At 49.0% G+C, this 22,661-nt stretch carries 22 protein-coding genes, 1 other RNA gene and 1 pseudogene; 10 read left to right on the top strand and 14 right to left on the bottom strand.

Annotation, left to right across the window (positions count from 1 at the left end; genetic code table 11):
- Positions 1 to 6: 6 nt before the first annotated feature.
- The 11 genes from ftsW to rsmI form a co-directional block, all read right to left on the bottom strand.
- Positions 7 to 1,176 carry a putative lipid II flippase FtsW gene (gene ftsW, locus RW114_RS12630; RefSeq protein ID WP_340123114.1) on the bottom strand — a complete coding sequence of 390 codons (1,170 nt, stop codon included), beginning with the start codon at positions 1,174 to 1,176 and terminating at the stop codon, positions 7 to 9.
- Between the two features lie 25 nt (positions 1,177 to 1,201).
- Positions 1,202 to 2,626 (bottom strand): UDP-N-acetylmuramoyl-L-alanine--D-glutamate ligase, encoded by a 1,425-nt coding sequence (gene murD / locus RW114_RS12625; RefSeq protein ID WP_340123113.1) that lies wholly within the window; start codon positions 2,624 to 2,626, stop codon positions 1,202 to 1,204.
- 3 nt (positions 2,627 to 2,629) lie between these two features.
- Positions 2,630 to 3,712, bottom strand: a complete 1,083-nt coding sequence (mraY, locus tag RW114_RS12620) for a phospho-N-acetylmuramoyl-pentapeptide-transferase (RefSeq protein ID WP_340123112.1) — start codon at positions 3,710 to 3,712, stop codon at positions 2,630 to 2,632.
- A 20-nt stretch (positions 3,713 to 3,732) separates the two neighbouring features.
- On the bottom strand, positions 3,733 to 5,271 hold the full coding sequence (locus RW114_RS12615) for a UDP-N-acetylmuramoyl-tripeptide--D-alanyl-D-alanine ligase (RefSeq protein WP_340123111.1): 1,539 nt from the start codon (positions 5,269 to 5,271) through the stop codon (positions 3,733 to 3,735).
- Entirely contained in the window at positions 5,268 to 6,794 is a 1,527-nt protein-coding gene (locus RW114_RS12610; RefSeq protein ID WP_340123110.1) for a UDP-N-acetylmuramoyl-L-alanyl-D-glutamate--2,6-diaminopimelate ligase, read from the bottom strand. Before RW114_RS12610 ends, RW114_RS12615 begins: the two co-directional genes overlap by 4 nt.
- Position 6,795: 1 nt before the next feature.
- On the bottom strand, positions 6,796 to 8,574 hold the full coding sequence (locus RW114_RS12605) for a peptidoglycan D,D-transpeptidase FtsI family protein (RefSeq protein WP_340123109.1): 1,779 nt from the start codon (positions 8,572 to 8,574) through the stop codon (positions 6,796 to 6,798).
- A complete protein-coding gene (gene ftsL, locus RW114_RS12600; RefSeq protein ID WP_340123108.1) occupies positions 8,575 to 8,847 on the bottom strand; it encodes a cell division protein FtsL in 273 nt (90 codons plus the stop codon).
- Complete coding sequence (gene rsmH / locus RW114_RS12595) at positions 8,848 to 9,774, bottom strand: 16S rRNA (cytosine(1402)-N(4))-methyltransferase RsmH (RefSeq protein ID WP_340123107.1); 927 nt, start codon at positions 9,772 to 9,774, stop codon at positions 8,848 to 8,850. It lies immediately after the preceding gene.
- A 16-nt stretch (positions 9,775 to 9,790) separates the two neighbouring features.
- Positions 9,791 to 10,258, bottom strand: coding sequence for a division/cell wall cluster transcriptional repressor MraZ (gene mraZ, locus RW114_RS12590; RefSeq protein WP_340123106.1), 468 nt, complete (start codon positions 10,256 to 10,258; stop codon positions 9,791 to 9,793).
- A gap of 395 nt (positions 10,259 to 10,653) precedes the next feature.
- Positions 10,654 to 11,005: RNase P RNA component class A (gene rnpB / locus RW114_RS12585), an RNA gene on the bottom strand.
- 108 nt (positions 11,006 to 11,113) lie between these two features.
- The gene (rsmI, locus tag RW114_RS12580) at positions 11,114 to 11,974 is read right to left on the bottom strand and encodes a 16S rRNA (cytidine(1402)-2'-O)-methyltransferase (RefSeq protein ID WP_340123105.1); all 861 of its coding nucleotides are present in this window, start codon (positions 11,972 to 11,974) and stop codon (positions 11,114 to 11,116) included.
- A gap of 31 nt (positions 11,975 to 12,005) precedes the next feature.
- Here rsmI and RW114_RS12575 point away from each other — a divergent pair, with 31 nt between their 5' ends.
- The 5 genes from RW114_RS12575 (at position 12,006) to RW114_RS12555 (ending at position 16,866) form a co-directional block, all read left to right on the top strand.
- Positions 12,006 to 13,886, top strand: coding sequence for a penicillin-binding protein activator (locus RW114_RS12575; protein ID WP_340123104.1), 1,881 nt, complete (start codon positions 12,006 to 12,008; stop codon positions 13,884 to 13,886).
- A complete protein-coding gene (locus tag RW114_RS12570) occupies positions 13,873 to 14,238 on the top strand; it encodes a YraN family protein (RefSeq protein WP_340123135.1) in 366 nt (121 codons plus the stop codon). The genes RW114_RS12575 and RW114_RS12570 overlap by 14 nt, the downstream gene beginning before the upstream one ends.
- A gap of 74 nt (positions 14,239 to 14,312) precedes the next feature.
- Positions 14,313 to 14,900: an SIS domain-containing protein gene (locus tag RW114_RS12565; protein ID WP_340123103.1), complete on the top strand. Its 588-nt coding sequence runs from the start codon at positions 14,313 to 14,315 to the stop codon at positions 14,898 to 14,900.
- A 3-nt stretch (positions 14,901 to 14,903) separates the two neighbouring features.
- On the top strand, positions 14,904 to 15,476 hold the full coding sequence (locus RW114_RS12560) for a BON domain-containing protein (RefSeq protein WP_340123102.1): 573 nt from the start codon (positions 14,904 to 14,906) through the stop codon (positions 15,474 to 15,476).
- A complete protein-coding gene (locus tag RW114_RS12555) occupies positions 15,469 to 16,866 on the top strand; it encodes an FAD-binding oxidoreductase (RefSeq protein ID WP_340123101.1) in 1,398 nt (465 codons plus the stop codon). The genes RW114_RS12560 and RW114_RS12555 overlap by 8 nt, the downstream gene beginning before the upstream one ends.
- 1 nt (position 16,867) lies before the next feature.
- On the opposite strand, the gene RW114_RS12550 is transcribed toward RW114_RS12555, so the two are convergent.
- Both RW114_RS12550 and RW114_RS12545 read right to left on the bottom strand, forming a co-directional pair.
- Complete coding sequence (locus tag RW114_RS12550) at positions 16,868 to 17,347, bottom strand: flavin reductase family protein (protein ID WP_340123100.1); 480 nt, start codon at positions 17,345 to 17,347, stop codon at positions 16,868 to 16,870.
- A gap of 415 nt (positions 17,348 to 17,762) precedes the next feature.
- The gene (locus tag RW114_RS12545) at positions 17,763 to 18,593 is read right to left on the bottom strand and encodes a hypothetical protein (protein ID WP_340123099.1); all 831 of its coding nucleotides are present in this window, start codon (positions 18,591 to 18,593) and stop codon (positions 17,763 to 17,765) included.
- 599 nt (positions 18,594 to 19,192) lie between these two features.
- Between RW114_RS12545 and RW114_RS12540 the strand changes: the two genes are divergently transcribed.
- The 5 genes from RW114_RS12540 to RW114_RS12520 are packed head-to-tail and all read left to right on the top strand — an operon-like array spanning position 19,193 to position 22,531.
- Positions 19,193 to 19,648, top strand: coding sequence for a hypothetical protein (locus tag RW114_RS12540; RefSeq protein ID WP_340123098.1), 456 nt, complete (start codon positions 19,193 to 19,195; stop codon positions 19,646 to 19,648).
- Positions 19,632 to 21,131 carry an IS21 family transposase gene (gene istA / locus RW114_RS12535; RefSeq protein ID WP_340123097.1) on the top strand — a complete coding sequence of 500 codons (1,500 nt, stop codon included), beginning with the start codon at positions 19,632 to 19,634 and terminating at the stop codon, positions 21,129 to 21,131. Before RW114_RS12540 ends, istA begins: the two co-directional genes overlap by 17 nt.
- A complete protein-coding gene (istB, locus tag RW114_RS12530) occupies positions 21,118 to 21,879 on the top strand; it encodes an IS21-like element helper ATPase IstB (protein WP_340123096.1) in 762 nt (253 codons plus the stop codon). The genes istA and istB overlap by 14 nt, the downstream gene beginning before the upstream one ends.
- Positions 21,876 to 22,112, top strand: a complete 237-nt coding sequence (locus RW114_RS12525; RefSeq protein WP_340123095.1) for a hypothetical protein — start codon at positions 21,876 to 21,878, stop codon at positions 22,110 to 22,112. The genes istB and RW114_RS12525 overlap by 4 nt, the downstream gene beginning before the upstream one ends.
- A gap of 32 nt (positions 22,113 to 22,144) precedes the next feature.
- Complete coding sequence (locus RW114_RS12520) at positions 22,145 to 22,531, top strand: transposase family protein (RefSeq protein WP_340123094.1); 387 nt, start codon at positions 22,145 to 22,147, stop codon at positions 22,529 to 22,531.
- Between the two features lie 5 nt (positions 22,532 to 22,536).
- On the opposite strand, the pseudogene RW114_RS12515 reads toward RW114_RS12520, so the two are convergent.
- Positions 22,537 to 22,661: pseudogene (locus RW114_RS12515) on the bottom strand (IS1595 family transposase); the annotation flags it as partial.

Raw genomic sequence — 22,661 nt, 5'->3', positions numbered from 1 at the left:
AAGCTTTTACCCATATCGTTTTCTCGTTCCGCTACGCCGCATAGACGCTGTACCGGCATTTATCCCGGCAGTTTCACTTTGTATCCGAAATAACAGCCCAAGCGCACAGCACATGATCATCATGCTGCCTCCGCCATAACTCATCAACGGCAAGGTCAGGCCTTTGGTAGGCAAAATTCCCATATTAACGCCCATATTGACGAATGACTGAAAGCCGAACCAAATACCCAATCCATAGGCAATAAACGCGGAAAACCGTTGACCTGCCTGTTCGGCTGCTACGCCTATTGCAAAAGTGCGCCAGACCAATAACGAAAATAAACCAATCACAATGACCACGCCCACTAAACCCAATTCTTCTGCTATCACTGAGAATAAAAAATCGGTGTGGGCTTCCGGTAAATAAAATAATTTTTGTATCCCGCTGCCCAAGCCTACGCCCAACCATTCTCCGCGCCCGAACGAAATAAGCGCCTGGACTAATTGAAATCCGCTGTTCAACGGGTCAGCCCAAGGATCCATAAAACTGGTAACCCGAATCAAACGGTAGGGTGAAAAATAAACCAGCAATATTGCCAGCACGCCAATGCCCGCCAACAGCACTATAAATTGCGAAAGTCTGGCCCCGGCTAAAAACATGACACCCATAGCTATCATTATAATAATGACAGCTGAACCGAAATCCGGTTCCAATAACAGCAACAGACTGGCCACCGAAAACAGTCCCAGCGGTTTGAGCAAGCCAAAAGCCGCGTTCTGTACCGACTCCTGATATCGAGTGACATAACCGGCCATATAGATGACGGAAAAAAACTTGACTACTTCGGATACTTGTATCCTTACGCCACCTACCGACAACCAACGCACACTGCCGTTAACCTTTACGCCGAGACCGGGTATCAGCACAATAACCAGTAAGAGCAATCCCGCGATAAACAATCCGGGGCCATTCTGTTCCCAGACTTTCATTGGCACTGCTGCCACTAAGCCGCCAAAAATCAACCCCAAACCTATGTGCATTAACTGCCTGACGGGATAATACAAACCACTCCCGGTCATTTTTATACCCAGATGCAATGATGCGGATGCAACCATCACATAGCCGATCAGTAATAAACTGATGCTCACCGAAAGCAACACCGGATCAAAATGAAATCGACCGACCCGAGTTTTCATTGATGCTCCCGACATTGTTGATAGCTCATATCGTCGCCACGAATGGCAAACCCATAGTAGGCGCTTTAGGCGATACCGCACGGTCAACCAACGTCAACACCGCTTTGGTGAATTTATCCCCCCTATCCTGATAATTTTTATATTGGTCAAGACTGGCGCAAGCAGGGGACAGCAAAACACTGTCACCGGCATCCGCAAGATCCGCTGCAATCTGTACCGCTTGCGCCATATTGTCTGCCGAATAAACAGGCACACAACCATTCAGGGCCTGTTTTATCAGGGCTGCATCCTTACCTATCAACACTACGCTTTTTGCTTTTTCTTTAATTACGGGCGTCAATTCATTCATATCGGCACCTTTTGCGTCACCACCGGCAATCAAAATCACCTTGCGCGCATAACCCTGCAAAGCTGCAATGCAGGCGCCGATATTGGTCGCCTTCGAATCATTAACCCAGGTAACACCACGTATTTCTGCGACACGCTGCATCCTGTGGCTTAGCCCTTTGAAGTTGCGCAAGGCATTGCACATAAGCTGTTCATCCAAGCCCACAGCCACACCCAAGGCTAATGCCGCCAAAGCATTTGCCGCGTTATGCCGGCCTTCAAGCGGCAACTCAGCCAACGGCATCAAACAGGATTCATTGTGCATTAAATACTCTGTGTTCTCCTTAAATGCCAGGTGGAAATCGGCTTTATTGTTAATCGAGAAGGTAAATGTCTTTCTGTCTTTATTCCGCATGGCATAAACAACAGGATCATCCGCATTAATGATCATCACGCCATCGCCCCTAAATATCCGTTGTTTTTCTCGTGCGTATTCGGCTAAATCGACATGCCTGTCCAGATGATCGGCGCTGATATTGAGTACCGTCGCGGCAACCGCATTCAAGGCTGAAGTTCGTTCCAGTTGAAAACTCGACAGTTCCAGTACGTACAGTTGCGCATTTAACTTCAGTAAATCCAAGGCCGGCGTACCCAGGTTTCCGCCTACGCCCACTTCTATCCCCGCAGCTTTTGCCATTTCACCCAACATCGTGGTCACCGTACTTTTGCCATTGGAACCACTGATGGCAACGATGGGCGCATCGACGGAACAGGCAAACAGGTCAATATCGCTGACTATTTTCGAGCCATTGGCAATGGCTTTAATAATCGCCTGTTCATTCAGCGACACGCCGGGACTGACCACCAGATGCGTCGCTACTTTAAACGCGGCTTCATCAAAACCTCCGGTAAACACCGGCGTATCGGGCATTTGCTGAAAAAATTCCTCCATCATCGGCGGCTTGACGCGACTATCGATAATGGCGAATTTGAAATTTAAGCTTTGCAGATAATGCGCAACCGAAATTCCCGTATTGCCTAGACCCACGACCAATACTTTGGCCGTTTGCGGATCCAGCGCAAAATTCTTTTTTAACAATGCTGTAATCGCTGCGCTATCCATTTCTTATCTCAATTTCAAAGTAGCCAAGCCAATTAACACCAAAATGACGGTAATAATCCAGAAGCGCACGATAACGCGAGGTTCCGGCCAGCCTTTCAATTCAAAGTGATGATGTATCGGCGCCATACGAAAAACGCGCTTTCCGGTCATTTTGAAAGAAGCTACCTGGATCATCACCGATACCGTTTCCATGACAAATACACCGCCCATAATCATCAATACGATTTCCTGCCTGACCAGCACCGCCAATACGCCTAAAGCCGCGCCCAGCGCCAGCGCCCCGACATCGCCCATGAACACCATCGCGGGATAAGCGTTAAACCACAAAAAGCCCAAGCCGGCACCGATCAAAGCAGCACAAAATACGATCAGTTCCCCGGCATTGGGCAAATAGGGTATCGCCAGATATTGTGAAAAAGTCACATTTCCAGATAAATAGGCAAAAATCCCCAAACCGGTTGCTACCATCACGGTCGGCATAATCGCCAATCCATCCAGCCCATCGGTCAAATTGACTGCATTGCTGGTTCCAACTATCACAAAATAAGTCAGCACTATGTACATCCAACCCATATTCAGCATGATGTCTTTAAAGAACGGGACTATCAACTGTGTTTCTGCCGGCAGTATTGCACTTTTGTATAAAAAAATAGCCGCCATCAAACCTATGACCGATTGCCAGGAATATTTAGCCTTAGCCGACAAACCGTCACTGTTGCCCTTGATGACTTTTCTATAATCATCGACAAAACCGATGATGCCGTAACCCAGGGTTACCAATAAAATAACCCATATATAGCGGTTGCCCAGATCAGCCCACAACAGCGTGCTGAATGCAATTGAAACCAGTATCAAGGTTCCGCCCATGGTCGGCGTACCCGCCTTCTCGTAATGCGATTGAGGACCTAGCTCACGGATACTTTGCCCGATCTTGTTACGGCTTAATTTCCTGATCATGACCGGCCCGATAATAAAAGAAATGACCAGTGAGGTTAAGGCCCCCAGAATGGCGCGGAAGGTCAAGTAATGAAATACCCTGAAACCGCCATCAAAGGTCATTAAATAATCTGCAAAGTAAAGTAACATTCTATATCCTGAAATTCTGCCTACATGGATGTAGGTGGGGCAGATAAGGCTCCTGCTATGCCTGCATTCACCACATCCCTGGGGTTCGAGCGTGAGCCGGAGCGGAAGTTTTCAACCAGTGCGGCTGCTACATTCTCCATGCGCTGAGTCCTTGATCCTTTGATCAAAATTGCTTCGTCACCTTTGAGTTCATGCTTTAGTACGTCAATCAAATCATTTTGGCTATCAAAAAAATCAGCCCCTTTGCCGAAAACCTTTACCGTATTTCGGGCATCAGAACCTATAGCGAGGAGACGCACGACACCACTTAATTTAATTAGCGCCCCCATTTCTTCATGTATTTTTGGACTGTCAGGCCCCAGTTCACCAAAAGCCCCTAAAACCAACCAATGTTCACCGGCACAGTTCGCCAACACATCCAGTCCCGCTTTTAGTGAGGCTGAATTGGCGTTATAAGTGTCGTCTATCACGATATTGCCTAAACGACTTACCAACGGCTGCAATCGCCCCGTGACCGGCTTTACGCTTTCCAGTCCTTGTTTAATCTGTCGCAGATCGATGTCGAGCGCCAGGCATGCCGCAGTCGCTGCCAATGCGTTGACGACGTTGTGCCGGCCTGCCAACTTCAGTTTTACCGTCAACTCGCCTGCTGTAGTCACTAATTCAAAGGCAGTAGCAAACTCATGATCAATAATTTCTGTTTTAACAGAATGCGCCGTTACCGTCGCCGATCTATCTAGCCCAAACGATATGATCTTTCTTGTCCCTGCTACCGATTCCCAGTAGTCAAAGTAGGCATCATCGTGATTAAGAACTGCCACGCCGTCCTGTTTAAGCGTCTGGATTATTTCCCCTTTCGCTTTGGCGACACCGTCGATACTGCCAAAACCTTCGATATGCGCGGCTCCCACATTGGTAATGATCGCAACATCAGCCTGCACATATTTGCTGGTATATTCAATTTCGCCCGGATGGTTTGCGCCCATCTCGATGACTGCATATCGGTGTTGTTCATTCAAGCGTAACAACGTTAAGGGCACACCGATGTCATTATTCAAATTACCTTGAGTCAGCAGCGTGCTGCCATTGACACTCAATATTGCCGCCACCATTTCCTTGACTGTGGTTTTGCCGTTACTGCCGGTAATACCGACGACCGCCAGGGATGGTGACCGCGACTGCTCCCGGCAGTCGTCGGCATTTCCTCCATCCATGGAGGTCAGAAGTGTCGCAATTGGTAGGGAACCAATGCGACCGACCGCCAAGGTCGTTTTTTTCCGCCAAGCGCCTGCCAGTTCTGCCAAGGCCAGATGCGTATCGTCAACCACGATCCGCGGTATGGTTGATTTAACGCCCTCATGAACAATGGCTGCCGAAGCTCCGGCTTGTTCTGCCTTATCTACAAATTCATTGCCGTCAAAGTTATGGCCTTTAATCGCAACATAAAGCTGTCCCGGCTTTATCGCTCTGGTGTCTATACTGACCGATGAAACAACAACATCTTCACCGATCAATTTTCCCTGCACACAGTCTGCAATTTCACTTAGCGTCATATTCATTCTTGAGCCTTGCGCCTGTCCAATGCTTCCATTACCGCCTGCCTATCGCTAAATGGCTGTTGTACGCCGTTGATTTCCTGATATTGCTCATGGCCTTTACCCGCAATCACAATGCAATCATTTTTAGCCGCACTTGCTACCACTTTTTGTATCGCCTGCTCTCTGTTTTGTATAACTTCAACCTTTACCGATCGGCAGCCGGCCAAAATATCGTTAACTATATCCAACCCGTTTTCGTAACGCGGGTTGTCATCGGTAATCACCACATGATCGGCCCAATATTCGGCAATTTTTCCCATTTGAGGGCGCTTACCCGTATCTCTATTGCCGCCACAACCGAAAACCACCCATAGATCCTGCTTGCAATGCTTACGCAAACTGGATAAGACTTTGTCCAATGCATCCGGCGTATGCGCATAATCCACAAAAATTAATGGATCACTCTCTGTCCCCAAAAGCTCCATACGTCCATCAACCGGCTTTATATCGGCCAGTTTTTTTATGGCCGCATGCAATGAAATCCCCATAGCCAGCATTACGGTCAAAACAGCCAGGACATTCTCTACATTAAAATCGCCGAACAGCGGGACTTTTACTCGCTGAATCTCAGTTGTCCAGCACACATCAAACTCGATTCCGTCCGCTTTATGCAAGATATTTTCAGACCTTACACACTCGCCTGAATGCGCTGTTTTCCCTTTGACACTAAACTGCCACATCTGGACTGATTTAGGGCAGGCAGCAATAATTTGCTCACTGTATTCATCATCCAGATTCACCACGGCGAAAGCCAATCCCGGCATCTTCAATAACGCCAGCTTGGCCTGCACATAAGCGTCCATCGTGCCGTGATAATCCAGGTGGTCGCGGCTGATATTGGTAAATACCGCGCCTTTAAACGCCACACCATTGACCCGGCCTTGCTCCAGGCCATGCGAGGAAACTTCCATCGCCACCGTGCGTTTTTTGTCCTTTAATAAGTCGGCCAGTATTTTCTGAATTGCCAGGGCATCGGGCGTGGTATTCAAGGTCTTATTGAGCTTGCCCCACTCGCCCCAACCGAGTGTCCCTATAATTCCGCAGTCCTCCAGCATCTGGCCCAAAAACTGACTGCAAGACGTTTTCCCATTAGTGCCGGTAATGCCGATAACCGTCATAAACCGGGATGGATCGCCATAAAAATGCGCAGCCAATTCGCCCAACTTCAAGCCCAGATTTTCCACTGCGATCATCGACACTAGGTTAGGGGCACCGCACCGCAATGTATCTGCCAGCTGCCGACCATCCCCGGCCGGATCAAAAATGACCACACTGGCTCCATTATTGATAGCTTGTCCAACATGCGCCAAGCCATGCTGTTTAGCACCGGCTAAAGCAATAAATGCATCGCCACCAGCCACAGCCCGACTATCCAAAACCAATCCAGTAATCGATATATCGTCCTGATCCGGAAACGAGGCGAGCCCGTGTAATAAATCCTTCAGCTGAAATACACCGTGTCTCAGCTCCCCTGTAGTCGACAAGTTAAGACCCTTGCCGTGTCAGCAAGATGGGCATGTTATCCTGTTGGTCCGGAGCAACTTCCAACACTCTCAAGGCTCCCGCCATCACCTTGGAAAATACCGGAGCCGAAACTATTCCACCGTAATATTTTCCCGCAGAAGGCTCGTCAACCATGACGACGACAATCAATCGCGGATTCCTTGCCGGTGCCATGCCTGCAAAAACAGAAAAATAATTTTTCTCGACATACCCACCCGCACCGGATTTTTTTACCGTACCAGTTTTACCTGCGGCGCTATAGCCATCGACTCTGGCCTCGTAAGCAGTGCCGTCTTTCATCAGCACTGTTTCCATCATGGCCCGGACTCTCTTGGCCGTCCTGACTGAAAACACCCGTTGCGCGTCAATATCCTCATCCCGTCTTAACAAACTAACCGAATGCAAGATGCCGTCATCCGCTAATGCCGTATAGGCTCTTGCCAATTGCAATGCCGATACACTCACGCCGTAACCAAATGACAAAGTCGCTGTCTCAAAGTCGCTCCTGTGTTGGTAATCGAGCAAGCTTCCACTGGCTTCCCCAGGAAAACCTGAACCGGTCGCAACACCAAAACCCAGCCTATGGTATGCCCCCCAAAAATATTCCGGCGGCATGCTCAATGCAATCTGACTTACCGCAACATTGCTGGATTTCTTCAGCACTCCTGTCAAATCCAGTGTCCCATAATCATGTACATCCCTAACCACATGCTTACCGATCGGATAGACTCCGTGGGTTTCAAACACGTCATCCGGCTTGATATACCCTCCGTCCAAAGCGGCGGCGACAACAAATGGCTTGATCGTTGATCCCGGCTCAAATACATCGGTTATCGACCTATTCCTGTACCGGCTTTCCTTTAAACTCTTTCTGGTATTCGGGTTAAATGACGGCTGATTCACCGCCGCCAGAATTTCCCCGCTCTTTGCATCCAATACCACTAACGCCGCCGATTTTGCCTTGTGAAGATTAAATGCCAACTGCAACTCCCGATACGCTAGGTATTGGATGCGCTGATCGATACTTAACTCCAGATTCCTGCCTGCAATCGGCTCTTTAATGTTTTCTACGTCCTCAATAATTCGACGCTGTCCATCCCGGATAACCCGTTTGCTGCCAGGAATGCCTTTTAATGATTTTTCATAGCCCGATTCAAGCCCCGCCTGACCAATATCGTCAATATTGGTAAAGCCAACTAAATGCGCGGATACCTCTCCTGCCGGATAAAAGCGCTTGAATTCCCGCTCAAAATAAATACCAGCAAGCTTCAATGCCTTTACCTGATCAGCAATCACCGGACTCACTTGGCGAGCAATATAAGCAAACTGCCTATGTGCATCAGCCTTAATAAGGTCGCCGGCTTTTCCCTTCGGCAAATTCAACAACTTTTCCAGTTGCCTGATTTCGTATTCTTTTCCCGGCTGAATCTGTTGCGGATTCATCCAAATAGACTCGACCGGCGTACTGATTGCCAGCGGCGCACCATTCCTATCTTTTATCATGCCTCGATAAGCGTCCACCTTCACATCACTGACATGACGGATATCGCCCTGATCTTTAAGGAACTGTTTATTCAGCACCTGTAAATCGACAGCCCGACCCACCAGCACCGCCATACAAGCCATTATAAAAATGACGACTATTTTCCTTCGACCGCCATGGATGGTGGAAGTGTCGTGATCGGTAGGGAACCGATGCGACCGGCCTGAAAAAGTGCTTTCCAACTCTCTTGCCTTATTTTTGCCTTGAAAATGCATCATTTACGGCTTTATATAAATAATTTTTTCCCGTAACGGCATAACCAGTTTTAATTGCTCACGCGCCACTTGTTCTACCCGATTCTGTTCCGCCAAGGTTGTCAACTCCAATTGCAGTTGCCCCCATTCCACCTCATACTGATCGAGTGCTCTTTCCTGCTTTTGGATATCAATAAAAATTAATCTCGACTGATATTTGCTGTAAATCACTGTCAGAGCAGATACCAACAACACCAAAATGAGTCCGCCTAACCCTAAATAGCGACCTGTTACCACTTAGACTCTCTCGGCTACTCGCATGATTGCGCTTCGTGCCCTAGCATTTTGAATAACTTCCTGCCGCCCTGCTTTCAAGGCTTTAGCTGTTTTCTTCAAAATACCCTTGGCTATATCGATTTCTTTAATCGGCAACTTGCCCGGATTGTATTTCGCACCAGACTCAGTCCTGATAAAGCGCTTGACAATGCGATCTTCCAATGAATGAAAAGAAATAACCACCAAGCGCCCACCGGGCTTCAAAATCCGGGCGGACTGTTGCAAAACAGCCTTTAACTCATCCAACTCGCTATTGATTTCAATACGAATCGCTTGAAAACTGCGGGTTGCCGGGTGCTTATGTTTCTCTCTTATCGGTATGACATCTTCAATTAATTTTGCCAACTCCCTGGTTGTTGTAATTGGCGCTTCAACTCTTTTTTCAATAATCGCATGAGCTATGCGCCGTGCAAACCGCTCTTCACCATATTCAAATAAAACTTTTACCAGTTCCTTTTCATCAACGCTGGCCAGCCATTGTTCAGCCGTAACACCCGCATTGCCATCCATACGCATATCCAATGGTCCGTCGCGCAAAAAGCTAAAGCCTCTTTCCGGATTGTCCAATTGAGGCGATGACACACCCAAGTCCATCAAAATACCGTCGATTTTTCCTGCTAAACCTTCACTGGTAATGATATTTTCCAGCTCAGAAAAATGCGTATGTTTTAACTCAAACCGCTTATCTTCAAGCATAGCTTGCGCATAATCCGAGTTAATCGCATCCAAGTCCCGATCAAACGCCAGTAAGCGACCGGATGAACCCAGTAAATTTAAAATCCCCTGACTATGTCCGCCCCGACCGAACGTACAATCCAAATAAATACCATCTTCTTTAATAGCCAACTGTTGCAAAGCTTCTGCAAACATAACGGGCAAATGTTCCACTAACAAATCTCCCGTGTTAAAAGGATAATGAGCCTAAGTCTTCCAAGCCTTCATTATCATCACCATTCAGCCATTCAGTTTCCTTTAATCCCCAGGCTTCTTCATTCCAGAGTTCAAATTTATTAAGCTGACCAACCAAGACAACTTTCTTGTCTACATGTGCAAATGTTCTCAACTTTTCCGGCAACAACAAACGCCCCTGCCCATCCATCTCGCATTCAGATGCATTACCGATAACAAACCGCCTTAACTTCCCAGCCATTTTATTTAACGTGGGTAATTTACTGATCGTTTGCTCAAGCTTTTCCCACTCAGGAATCGGATAAAGCCATAGACAGCCATTTTCCCCAACACACCGTTCATTGACAGCGACCGTCACGACCATCTGACACTCGCAACAATCCCGCAATTCCTCCCGATAACGGGTAGGAATCGCAAGACGTCCTTTGCCGTCTAGATTGATTGAACTAATGCCTCGAAACAAGATTCACCCCAGATGCCTTAAAAAACCCTTTTTCTCCACTTTTCCCCATTTATGTCCACTATAGTTTTCTAATAACCCCTAGTCAAGGATGATTTCATTTAGATTCTTTCTTTTTCGACAATGACTTACATAACAACCAGGACAAGATATAACCACATAAAATATGGAAAAATAATTCCCATTTTTTATCAACAAAGTGTGTAGTCTTAGTGAGAAAATACTTTAAGTATGGAGTCGCCGAAAATTTCCAGCTTTTTTTGATAAGAAATGAGAACTAGACCTAAAATGCCGTCAATGTAATAACTCGACAATTTTTACGCTTTTGGGAACACAGCGACGACTGCATGAATGCAGAAGCTTTACCGGATACCGAGCAGAAATACTCGAAAAAAGAAAGAAAGAGTCGGCCTGTAAGCCGGGTTCTGTCGAGAACAGTCATTCATCTAGGTTGCAAGTCACCCTGCAGCTCAAGCAATCTACCCAGGAACCGCGCGGGCCACGCGTCTGTCCCTCTATTTGATCTTGCTCCGGGTGGGGTTTACCATGCCACTCCTGTTACCAGTTGCGCGGTGCGCTCTTACCGCACCTTTTCACCCTTACCGATCACCTAAGTGACAGGCGGTATATTTTCTGCGGCACTTTCCGTAGGCTCACGCCTCCCAGGCGTTACCTGGCACCCTGCCCATTGGAGCCCGGACTTTCCTCCATCTTATCTTGCGATAAAACAGCGACTGCTCAGCCGACTCTTTCAGCGAAAAAGTATATCATACATCCACATCATGATGATATGCCCATCGCTTTTTTATTAGCAATAATAAGACCAGAAATAAATCCCAATTCACCTTAACGGGAATACTAAGCCTCTTTCGCTTTTTCCATGTCTAATGCAGCTTGATACAACAGCTTTTTTCTGACTCCGGTAATTTCAACAGCCAGTGCAACTGCCGTTTTAATAGAGCATTCACCCAGCAACACTCTCAATATCTTTTCCTGCTCAGGCGTAATAATTTGCTCCTTTTTATCGATGGTAGCGCCATCGACAATCACCACAAACTCGCCTCGCCTCATGTTGGCATCTTGTTCAACCAATTTAAGCGCCTCAGCCAAACTGGTTTTCACGATAGTTTCGTGTAACTTGGTCAGTTCCCTAGCTATCACGATCTGCCGATCCAACGGCAATATCTCGGCCATATCCTGCAATGAGGCCAGAATCCGGTGACTGGACTCATAAAATACCCAGGTAGTCGGACACAATAATCGTTCGCCAAAAAAGGATTTTCTGGCCGATGAAGTTCTTGGTGAAAAACCTTCAAACGCAAACTGCGTAACCGGCAATCCCGCCGCAGACAATGCTGCAATCAATGCACAAGCGCCCGGCACCGGCACCACATCAACCCCCGCTTCTTTGACCAGTTTAACCAACGGCATACCAGGATCGCTTAACAGCGGCGTTCCTGCATCGGAAACCAGCGCAATAGATAAACCCTCGCGTAGCTTTTCCAGCAGCCCGATTGAGGCTTTATCTTCATTATGCTGATGCAACGAAATCAGTTTATTGCTGATGCCGTAATGCTGCAGCAACATTTTTACATGCCGGGTATCTTCTGCGGCAATCAAATCGACCTGTTTTAATATTTCAACCGCCCTGAAGGTAATATCTGCTAAATTACCTATCGGCGTAGCAACAACGTATAATTTGCCGCATTCACTTGACATTCGATACACTCACTTGAAATCCTCTAAAAAGATGCGACCAAAATATAAGCCGCCATTATTATTCGTCCTGCTGCCTTTGTTTTTTTCCGGTTGCTCAACCACGCCTGCAAGCAATGCCATCGCTGAACAACCGGCACTGACAACACGACCCTTGATAAAAAACGACCGGCCGGAACAGATGGTTGAATTATACCAGCAACCTTCAAGCCCATCGTTTTCGGAACAACATCAGCAACACTTACAGGCCATCGAGTCCCTAATCCAGGTCGGCGACGGCACTACGGCAAAAAAGTCTGCCGATACGATTAATCCTGACGAGCTGTCGACCGAGCAACGTACTCATCTGAGTCTGCTTTACGCCCAGATCCTGCTCAGTTTCGGCGAAGCCGAACAGGCCATTGAAAGTCTGGCACAGATTCAGCCGCAACGGCTCAACGTGGACAATCAGATCAAATATTTTCAATCGCAGGCCTTTGCCTACTCGTTGGCCGGCGACCTGCTCGGTAGTGCCAAATCCAGAATCGAACTGCATAGGCTGTTAACGTCTGCCGATGAGCTCGAAAAAAACCAGGCAGCTATTCTTGAAACATTACGCCTGCTGCCTGATATCGACTTGCAGACTAACCAAACAGATGTTTTAGCAGGTTGGATGTCATTAACCCAGATTTTAAAAACTATAAACCAGCCTGATTTTGATAGTCAAATAAGCCAATGGCGCGCAAGCTTTCCAACGCATCCTGCCGACTTACGTTTTTTAAATAGCTCCCGGGACGTATCGGAAAATACACACTCACAACCCAAAGTCATTGCGCTGTTATTACCCGAATCAGGGACTTTTTCCCAAGCAGGCAAAGCTATCCGCGCCGGGTTTATGGCGGCTTACAACCATGCAGACAACACCACCAAACCTACTATTGCCTTTTACGACAGCGAACAATCGACACCCCAAGCCCTATACAACCAAGCCGTATCAGAAGGCGCCGAATTAATCATCGGCCCGCTGGCTAAAGAACATCTCCAAAGCCTAGCCGATAGCGTTAGCTTAACTATACCGGTACTGGCATTAAATCATATTCCAGGCCTGCAAAAGAACCGACTCTATCAGTTTAGCCTCAGCCCGCTGGATGATACCGACCAAATCACAGATAAGGCATGGGAGGATGGACATCAAAAAGTGTTACTGCTCGTTCCTGAAAACGCGCCAGGCAAACGCATCGCCAATTATTTAACCGAAGACTGGAAAAATCAGGACGGCACGATTCTGGAAACACAGACCTATAACCCCAAAGAAAAAGACTTTTCAACACCTGTGCAAAAATTGCTTAACCTGGATGAAAGCGAACAGCGTTACCATAAAATTCGTGCATTGATACCTGAAATAAAATACAGCCCGCGAAGACGGCAGGATGCTGATGCTATCTTGTTAAGCGCCTATAGCTCCGAGGCACGCTCCATCAATCCCCAGCTCCAATTTTATCAGTCTGGCGACCTTCCCGTTTATGCGATGCCTGCTGTTTACACCGGACAAATCAACGCATCGCTGGATGCCGATCTTAATAAAATAACATTCTGCGACATTCCCTGGTTATTCAATAAAGCCTATCAGGGAGAGCTTGGGATCGATGCGCTACAAGAAACCTGGAAGCAATTTCCCCTCGCTTATTTACGTCTGATTGCGATGGGCATTGATGCCTACAGCTTGGCTACCCGCCTGGACAATCTGGAAACCTATCCCTATCCAGGCGCTACCGGGAATCTATCACTGACCACCGACCAGCGCATCCAGCGCGAACTGACCTGCGTCAAGTTCATCGACGGACAGCCCGAAATAACCGGTTTTACTAATGATTACGGAAACACCACCCCGACAGCGGATACCGGGCAAAAACAGCTTGATCATGCTGTTTACTAAGCTTAAGGCGAAAGCGGCGCATTTAATTCGCGGCGAAAGCGCCGAAGAACAAGCCCACAATTTCCTGATCAATAAAGGGCTTAAACCGGTCAGCCGGAATTTTCGCTGTAAACAGGGCGAACTCGATTTAATCATGACCGACAAGCAGTCGCTGGTTATTGTCGAGGTCCGGTTCCGCAAAACCGATAAATACGGCAGCGCCGCTGAAAGCATCACCCGCGCCAAACAATCCCGCATCATAGCGGCAACGCATATATACCTTACCTCCCAAAAAACCGACCGCCCGATTCGATTCGACGTGATCGCTATTTCCGGCAACGGCAACATCGACTGGATACAAAATGCATTTTAACCGCACCAAACCCTCAAACTGTTGAACTTAAAAAGTGTCGCAGGCTGGTACGATAGTCTTTATAATCCCTTGCCATGAGCTTACAAAATCGCATAATCAACCATTTCAGCAACAGTATTCAGACCCAACAGGATACGCTGACCAACCTCTCTGATCTCATCGAGTTTGCCTCACAACGGCTGGTCGCCACCTTGCTGAATGATAAGAAAATTATCACTTGCGGCAATGGCCGTTCGGCGGCCGTCGCCCAGTTGCTGTCCTCGGCCATGCTTAACCAATACGAACGTGATCGACCGTCGTTACCCGCTATTGCCTTAACCACCGATACCGCCACCATCACCGCCATAGCCAATGACTATCATTTTGATGATATTTTCGCCAAACAACTCAGGGCCTTAGCGCAAAGCGGCGACATATTGGTCGCTTACACCGACGGCAACAATTCGGCCAATATCGCCAAAGCCATTACCACGGCACATGATAAAGACATCACCGTCATCGCGCTGACCGGCAATAATGGCGGCATGATTGCCCCGCTACTCCATGAAACCGACATAGAAATTCGCGTACCGTCAAATTCCAGCATACATATTCAGGAAGTACACGCAATGGTTACCCATTGCTTATGCGACTTAATCGACCATCAATTATTTGGCGGGTAGGTCATGAAAAAGCTTTTATTATTACTGTTGGCGCAGAGTTTTTTTATTTCCGGCTGTTCGACGATTGCGGCGGGTGGTGCGGAAATGACCGGCTTGTCATTATTAAATGACCGCCGTAGCCGCGAGGCCATTTTGGCCGATGAAGCTATTGAAGATCATGCCGGAACCCAGCTGAATGCCTATTACGACTTGCGCGAAAAATGTCACTTTAATATTACCGCCTATAACGGCGCGGTACTGGTCACCGGCGAGACACCCAAAGAAGAATTTCGCGACAGGATTATCGACATCGTTCGTGTCATTCCCGGTGTAAAACTGGTGCATAACAAGTTGATTATTGCCAACCCCAGTCCTTATAACTTCCGCGCCAGCGACTCGCTGATTACCAGCAGAGTAAAAACCGCACTCACTCAAATACCTGAGTTCGATGCTTCCTGGGTCAAAGTTGTTACCGAAAAAAACACGGTTTACCTGATGGGTCTGGTGCATAGAACCGAAGGCGCTGCGGCCATCGAAGCGACCCGATATCAACCCGATATAAAACAAATTATCACGATTTTTGAATACATTGACTAATATTGCCCCCTTACCTGCCGATTTTTTAACCTTGCTGGCTGAAACTTTTGCCGCCGGTGACCTGTTAACTGCGCCTGAAGACTGCTGGACTTACGGCTATGACAACAGCCGTCGCCATGTGCTGCCTCAAGCCGTGGTTTTTCCGACCACGCATGAACAAGTCGTCGGTGTCGTTAACGCCTGCAACCGATTCAACATTGCGTTGACGGCCAGAGGACGCGGCACCGGAACCACCGGCGCCACCGTCCCGCTTAAAGGCGGACTGATTGTGTCGCTGGAACGCATGAACAAGCTGGTCGAGTTTTCTCCCGATAACCGCTACATCATCGTGGAACCGGGCATGACCAACCAACAGGTACAGGATATCGCCAAAAAGAGGGGCTTTTTCTGGCCGCCCGACCCGACCAGCGCGGCATTCTGTAGCGTTGGCGGCAATCTGGCCTATAACTCCGCAGGCCCCAGGGCGGTAAAATACGGCACGCCCAGGGAAAACACGCTGGGCTTGCGTGCAGTCACCGGCGCGGGCAAAGAAATCCGCGTCGGCGTTCATACCAGCAAAGGCGTGGTCGGTTATGACCTGACCCGGCTGATACTCGGCTCGGAAGGCACGCTGGCGATTATTACCCAAGCCACGTTAAAACTGACACCGTTGCCGGAAGCCACCAAAACGCTCAGGGCCATATACAATTCTGTTTTTGATGCGGCCAAAGCCGTTTCCGCGATCATGTCGCAGCCGGTCATTCCCTGTGCGCTGGAATTTATCGACGGCAATGCGATCAACATGATCCGGCAGTATTCGGAAACCGATCTGCCCGAACATGCAGGCGCGATGTTAATGATCGAAGTCGATGGACAACGGGAAGGTTTGGATACGGCCGCTGAAAAAGTGGCTGCTGCCGCCAAAAACGACGGTCTTTTGGACATCCGACTGGCTCAGACCGATGCCGAAGTTAAAGCGCTCTGGCAAACCCGAAAAGCCCTGTCTCCAGCGCTGCGCAAGGTGGCGCCGAAAAAAATCAATGAAGATGTGGTGGTGCCGGTTACCGAAATGCCCGTATTAATAGCCGGACTGGGTGAGCTGTCAAAAAAATACGACCTACCCATTATTAACTTTGGTCACGCGGGCAACGGCAATATTCATGTGAATTTATTGCTCGATCCCGATCAGCCCGAACAAGGCAAAAAAGCCCATGCTTGTCTGGACGAAATTTTTTCTTTGGTGTTGGCACTAAACGGTACATTGTCCGGCGAGCATGGCGTGGGCCTGGAAAAAAGAGATTTTGTCGATCGGGAACTGGATGCGAATTCTTTGGAGCTGATGAGAAATATTAAGCGCCAGTTCGATCCGAACGGCATACTCAATCCCGATAAAATGTTTCCGCTGGTTTAGCTTATCCGTATAACTCGGCGCTGCCGTCCATGTCACCGGTCTGGCTATACAACAATGGCCGCCCCTGATTGAGTTTTGCGGCAGCAACGACTTTGCAAATGGCGATTTTATGGTCACCGGCATCGGCATAATGACTGATCTGACAGTCAAAGAAAGCAAGGCTTTCGGATAAAACCGGCGCACCGCTTTCGGCTGTCTGCCATTGAAATCCTGCCATCTTGTCTTTCGCTGATCGGCCAAAATGCTCCGCTAGTGCATACTGATCCTGTGCCAAGACATTAACCGTGCAAACGCCGCTTTCCTGCAACAATTGATAGGAATAATGCTTGGGATTGATGCTGATCGCCAGCATCAAAGGGTCGAAAGACACCTGCATCACCCAGGCTGCAGTAAAGGCATTTTGACGCTCGCCAACACCGACGCCGATCACATAGACGCCGTGACTGATCTGTTTTACCAATGTTTCCGCATGTTCAATCATGTTAATGCACCGATTATATACAGCATATACAGCAATTCTCATTATGAACGACATTCTGCACCCATGTTACCGGCATTGGCACATAAGCACAGGGTCGAGTAGACCGGTTCCTCTCAATGAAGTCTGCTCTATCCATCTGCCGACACTTTTGTTGGTACGCCTCTAAATCAAGTGGTTATAAAAGTGTATTCTTTCACATAATGCAGGAAGTCACGAAAACACAGCCTGTATCATATTGATAGAAACCTGATCTGATTAAGTGATATAACAAACACATGAGTCAAGAACTGGCCTTGGCAGGCAGGCCTATGTAGGCTTAATCAACGAAAGCAGTATATATTGCTCTGTTGTGAAGTAGGCCGCCAGGACACAAGATATCGCTTAATAAGGCGTTGAGCGGATTCTAGGCATATCGCTAGTTCTTGTCTTCGGTTGCTTCATAGTGATTGAAGCGAATATCCATAAAGTCGCTACGAATGCCGGCATAGCCCTCATTCAGAATGCATTTGGCGTCGGACCCGGTGTCTTCAACCTGAAGTACCTTGGTCCAGCCTGAACCGAGTTGGCTATCGTTGATGTACATCGTAATATCAACATTACCGTTGGCGTTATTTGCTATTACCGTTCTAATTCCAATCCAACGTTTGATGGGGAGAAGATTTGGGAGCGTGTCACGATTATAATGTCCCGGGTAGACCGAGACGGATTTCAATGTGTAGTATTGGTTATGGAGTTTCTTTTTAATTACTGCATGGCCGTCGACTCGGATTCCTGCATAATAAAGGTTGTTACCATCCTGATAGCGATTAAAAAACAAGACTCCGTTAGATTGGTTCCTGTTCGGGCTTTTTGATGTATTGATCTGTTCAATATTGAAAAACACCTGTTGAGTGAAGCTCTTGAATTTAGCTCGTGTTACGAAACGAATTAGGTTTTGCGGGCGATATCCGTTGTCGGTATCAACAGGATTAGAGATTGCATACAGTAATCGGAAGCGATCCGTCTCTGCGAGTTTTCCTTGTATAGTGGCCGCGACCCCGTCAGTTTGGTAGATATAGGCGCCGGAGTTCAGCCACCAATGTGGATCAAAACTATCCTCCATTTTGCCTGTTTCATTGATGATAGGCAGGCTATTTTCGTCAAAATTGTCAGTAAACGAAGCGGCTGTCGAGAGTGGGACGGTTGAGCTTAAAAAGACTGCTAAGCAGAAAAACTTGAATAATTGTAACGGTATCGGTTCCGCCATCTCAGAACACCTTTTTGAGATAAATAGACTGGTATTTAAATTGCTATAAAATATACTCTGTGCGAAAAACAAAGGCAAGCTTGACCGCATAAGACTCCAGGTCAATCGCGCTTAAATCAACTTGACTTTTATAATCATTGGTTAATCAGGTGGTTAGAAATGTGGCTCGTAACTTCTCATTACCCACAGGTAGCCGCAGCCCGAATTAAATCGGATAGCGGTGGAATGGGTAGTGGTGTAGATGGTGCTCAAAAACCGCCTATACATGGCTGCAAAACCGAATTTACCCACCCAAGAATATTTCCCCAAAATAATTCGAATATAGCTTTACTGTAGGAAACGTGTTTTTTGCTTTTGTAGAGTCTGTCGCCAAGGACTGGCGCGAGAAGGTATTGATTGAGGTTGTCTTGGGCGAGATGACAAAAACCGTCAAGATGCGGTAAAAAGGCACCGCCAATATGAACAGGCACGACACCGGCCCAAAACTACCAGGTTCCAACCGATGCCATGCCCCGACTCGTGTTGTGCACGGGTGCAGGGAGAGTATTCCACGAACTTAAATCCCTGTCGATATTTTGTTGGCGTGACAGGAGCCAACCATGAAGGCTACGGGCCGGCTTTACCTCTGCCAACGCTGCAGGAATCAAGTTATCATCTGCAGGCGTTGCGATCGCGGTCAGATTTATTGTTCTGACAACTGCTCGAAAGCAGCCCGCTGTGAAGCGTTGCGGGCATCAGGTCGGCGCTATCAACAGAGCTCAAAAGTACGCTTCAAGCATGCCGCACGCGCTCGCCGTTACCGGCAGCGCAGAAATAAAGTGACGCATCAGGGTTCCACAACACCCGCCCAAGATGATCTACTGGCAGCGAACTCGGTGCCGGACCACGATCAGCAAGATTCCAAGCCGCTACCCACCCGCAAGAGTGAAGTGCATTGTCATTTTTGCGGCGCCATCTGCTCAGCATTCGTCCGTAGAAACTTCCTGCACAGGCATCGGGTTCCCAATATCGCTCAACTTGACCGAAGAGGAACTCAACATGACCATTCTCCCTGAGCTCGAAGCGCAGATTCTGCGTTATTATCATGTCGAAAAGTGGCGTACCGGCACCATTGCCGCCCAACTGGGTGTGCATCATGGTACCGTCACCCGTGTTTTAACCCAAGCCGGTCTGCCGCAGCTCGGCGCACCTCGTCGTGCTTCGGCTATCGACTCCTATTTGCCGTTTATCCGGGAAACCCTGGAGAAATTTCCCACGCTCACCGCCAGTCGACTGTACGCGATGGTGACAAGTCGCGGTTACTCAGGCAGCCCTGACCATTTTCGTCATCTTATTGCCTTACATCGACCCCGGCCAAAAGCCGAAGCCTACTTGCGTCTGCGCACCCTGCCAGGTGAGCAAGCCCAAGTTGATTGGGGCCATTTCGGGCATCTTCAGATCGGCCGCGCCCGACGTGCGCTGATGGGTTTTGTGATGGTACTGTCCTGGTCACGGATGATCTTTCTCCGATTTTTTCTCGGTGCCCACCTGGAAAACTTCCTGCGCGGTCACGTCGGGGCCTTTGCCGCCTGGGATGGCGTTCCGAGAACCTTGCTCTATGATAATCTGAAAAGCGCCGTCCTGGAGCGGCAGGGCCAGGCGATCCGCTTTAATCCGGTGCTACTGGGCTTTGCCGGACATCACCGTTACGAACCGCGACCCATCGCCGTTGCCCGTGGCAATGAAAAGGGACGCGTGGAGCGGGCTATCCGCTACATCCGCGACAACTTTTTTGCCGGCCGCTCGTTTACTGATCTGGATGACCTCAATGCCCAGGCCGACGCCTGGATGGTCGGGCCTGCCGCCGACCGGCGCTGCCCTGAAGATACGACGCTGACTGTCCGCGAAGCCTTCGCTTTGGAAACCAAGCATCTGTTGGCTTTACCGGACAATCCCTATCCGACCGACGAGCAGGTGGCGGTGAAGATTGGTAAGACACCCTATGCCCGATTCGATCTCAACGACTACTCGGTACCCCATGACTATGTACAGCGCACCCTGACCGTGGCGTCCAGTTTACAGGAAGTGCGCATCCTCAATGGTCAGGAGGTCCTGGCTACCCATCCGCGCAGCTTTGATAAAGGGCAGCAAATTGAGATTCCGGCCCATATCGAAGCCCTGCTCGAACACAAACACCAAGCCAGCCAACATCGCGGCACCGACCGCCTGGCGCAAGCCGCACCACAAAGTCGGGAGCTGCTGATACAGGCCGCTGACCGTGGCGAACCGCTGGGCCGGATTACCGTCGCCCTGTTAGATCTGCTGGATCGTTATGGTGCGACTGAACTGCAAGTCGGCATCAAGGAAGCTTTACAACGGGGTGTGCCCCATCCGAATGCGGTACGTCTGGCCCTGGAGCGCAGGCGCGAGGCGCGTGAGCTGCCGCCGCCGGTGGAGATGACCTTGCCCAGTCATGTGCAAGACCGCGACACGCCGGTTCAGGCACACAACCTGGATAGCTACGACCAGATCACGGAGGTGAGCCATGACCCCGATTGAACACTTACAGCAACGGGCGAAAGGCTTGCACCTTTACGGTCTGCTCGCACACTGGCATGAACTGGCCGAGAACGCCTGGGTCGAGCCGCTGCTCACCTGGGAAGAAACCGAACGGGCAAGACGCAGCCTGGAACGACGCCTGGGCAGCGCCCATATCGGCCGCTTCAAGCCCGTAGCCGACTTCGACTGGAACTGGCCGGCGCACTGCGACCGGACCGCCATCAGCGAATTGTTAACCCTGGAGTTCCTGAACACGGCTGCCAACGCCATCCTGGTCGGCGGCAGCGGTCCGGGGAAATCCACCATCGCCCAGAATATCGCCCATCAAGCAGTCCTGCACGGGCATACAGTGCTGTTCATCACCGCCGGTCAGCTGCTGGGCGATCTTGCTGCGCTCGACAGCGATTCGGCGCTGCGTCGACGCTTGCGTTACTATGCGGCACCGGCCTTACTGGTCATTGATGAAGTTGGCTACCTGTCCTACTCGAACCGCCACGCCGACCTGCTGTTCGAGCTGATCAACCGTCGGCACGAGCAGAAAAGCACGTTGGTAACCACCAACAAGTCATTCGCGGAATGGTCTGAAGTATTCCCCAATGCCGCTTGTGTCGTTGCCCTCATTGATCGCCTGGTTCATAACGCCGAGATTATCCACATCAAGGGCGACTCCTATCGTCTCAAGGAAGCCCGGGAACGCGCTGAGCAGCGCGCTAAAAAACGCAAGGCGACCGGCAGGAGTTCAATATGAAAACCTACCATCAGCCTTCCGGCTTAACACAAGGGCTGGATTTTCTGATGAATAGCGACTGGACGCCTGAACAGGCTTTGGCGGTCGTCGAGTTGCTTGACGACTTACGGGATCGTATTTTGCTGCATTACCAGTTACCGATCATGGAACTAATGCGTGAAGAACGCGGTATCGACCCGTTCGATGATTTGGTCGACACAAACATCTGGCGTGAGAACGGACAGCCATTTTAACGTTCATCTGGTCAACAACAAAGGGGCTCGTTATGGCCCCTTTTTTATTGTCCAGAATATTCGGCCTGCTTCCGTCGTCTGTGTCCGCCAGCTTTCCGCGTTCTTTCACCGCCGCTAACAGTCGCTTATTGTTGCATCCTGATGTCCTGCTGTTGGCGGATTCGGGATACCAAGGGATTCACAAACATCATCAGAGCTCGACTCTGCCTGTCAAAAAGAAAAAAGGCCTGTCTCTTTCGGCAGAAGACAAAGCCCATAATAAGGCACTATCAAAACAACGTGTTTTCATTGAGCATATCAACCGCCGATGCAAAATTTTCAGAATTGTTAAGGATGTTTATCGGGGCAAGCACAAGAATTACTCGCTGACATGGAATTTAGTGGCAGCTCTTGTTAATTTGCGCTATGCCTGTATTTAGGAAGGCTATGTCATCGTTAAATATTGAAAATTCCCCAGAGCAGCATTGAGTAGGGTTTCCGGCGTGAGTTGGCAGTGTTGTTCAAAAGCCCGTCGCCAGCCCAGGTAGTTTGGCAAGTATTTGGTAGCTA

This window comes from Methylobacter svalbardensis (assembly GCF_037671525.1).
Classification (GTDB): domain Bacteria; phylum Pseudomonadota; class Gammaproteobacteria; order Methylococcales; family Methylomonadaceae; genus Methylobacter_A; species Methylobacter_A svalbardensis.
The sequence above is the reverse complement of the archived record's forward strand: the minus strand, read 5'-3'. Positions and strand labels throughout refer to the sequence as shown.

Coding starts and splice junctions, on each gene's coding strand:
- ftsW (WP_340123114.1), bottom strand. CDS start 1,176: ATGAAAACTCGGGTCGGTCGATTTCATTTTGATCCGGTGTTGCTTTCG.
- murD (WP_340123113.1), bottom strand. CDS start 2,626: ATGGATAGCGCAGCGATTACAGCATTGTTAAAAAAGAATTTTGCGCTG.
- mraY (WP_340123112.1), bottom strand. CDS start 3,712: ATGTTACTTTACTTTGCAGATTATTTAATGACCTTTGATGGCGGTTTC.
- RW114_RS12615 (WP_340123111.1), bottom strand. CDS start 5,271: ATGAATATGACGCTAAGTGAAATTGCAGACTGTGTGCAGGGAAAATTG.
- RW114_RS12605 (WP_340123109.1), bottom strand. CDS start 8,574: ATGATGCATTTTCAAGGCAAAAATAAGGCAAGAGAGTTGGAAAGCACT.
- rsmI (WP_340123105.1), bottom strand. CDS start 11,974: ATGTCAAGTGAATGCGGCAAATTATACGTTGTTGCTACGCCGATAGGT.
- RW114_RS12575 (WP_340123104.1), top strand. CDS start 12,006: ATGCGACCAAAATATAAGCCGCCATTATTATTCGTCCTGCTGCCTTTG.
- RW114_RS12570 (WP_340123135.1), top strand. CDS start 13,873: ATGCTGTTTACTAAGCTTAAGGCGAAAGCGGCGCATTTAATTCGCGGC.
- RW114_RS12565 (WP_340123103.1), top strand. CDS start 14,313: ATGAGCTTACAAAATCGCATAATCAACCATTTCAGCAACAGTATTCAG.
- RW114_RS12560 (WP_340123102.1), top strand. CDS start 14,904: ATGAAAAAGCTTTTATTATTACTGTTGGCGCAGAGTTTTTTTATTTCC.
- RW114_RS12550 (WP_340123100.1), bottom strand. CDS start 17,347: ATGATTGAACATGCGGAAACATTGGTAAAACAGATCAGTCACGGCGTC.
- RW114_RS12545 (WP_340123099.1), bottom strand. CDS start 18,593: ATGGCGGAACCGATACCGTTACAATTATTCAAGTTTTTCTGCTTAGCA.
- RW114_RS12540 (WP_340123098.1), top strand. CDS start 19,193: ATGAAGGCTACGGGCCGGCTTTACCTCTGCCAACGCTGCAGGAATCAA.
- istA (WP_340123097.1), top strand. CDS start 19,632: ATGACCATTCTCCCTGAGCTCGAAGCGCAGATTCTGCGTTATTATCAT.
- istB (WP_340123096.1), top strand. CDS start 21,118: ATGACCCCGATTGAACACTTACAGCAACGGGCGAAAGGCTTGCACCTT.
- RW114_RS12525 (WP_340123095.1), top strand. CDS start 21,876: ATGAAAACCTACCATCAGCCTTCCGGCTTAACACAAGGGCTGGATTTT.
- RW114_RS12520 (WP_340123094.1), top strand. CDS start 22,145: ATGGCCCCTTTTTTATTGTCCAGAATATTCGGCCTGCTTCCGTCGTCT.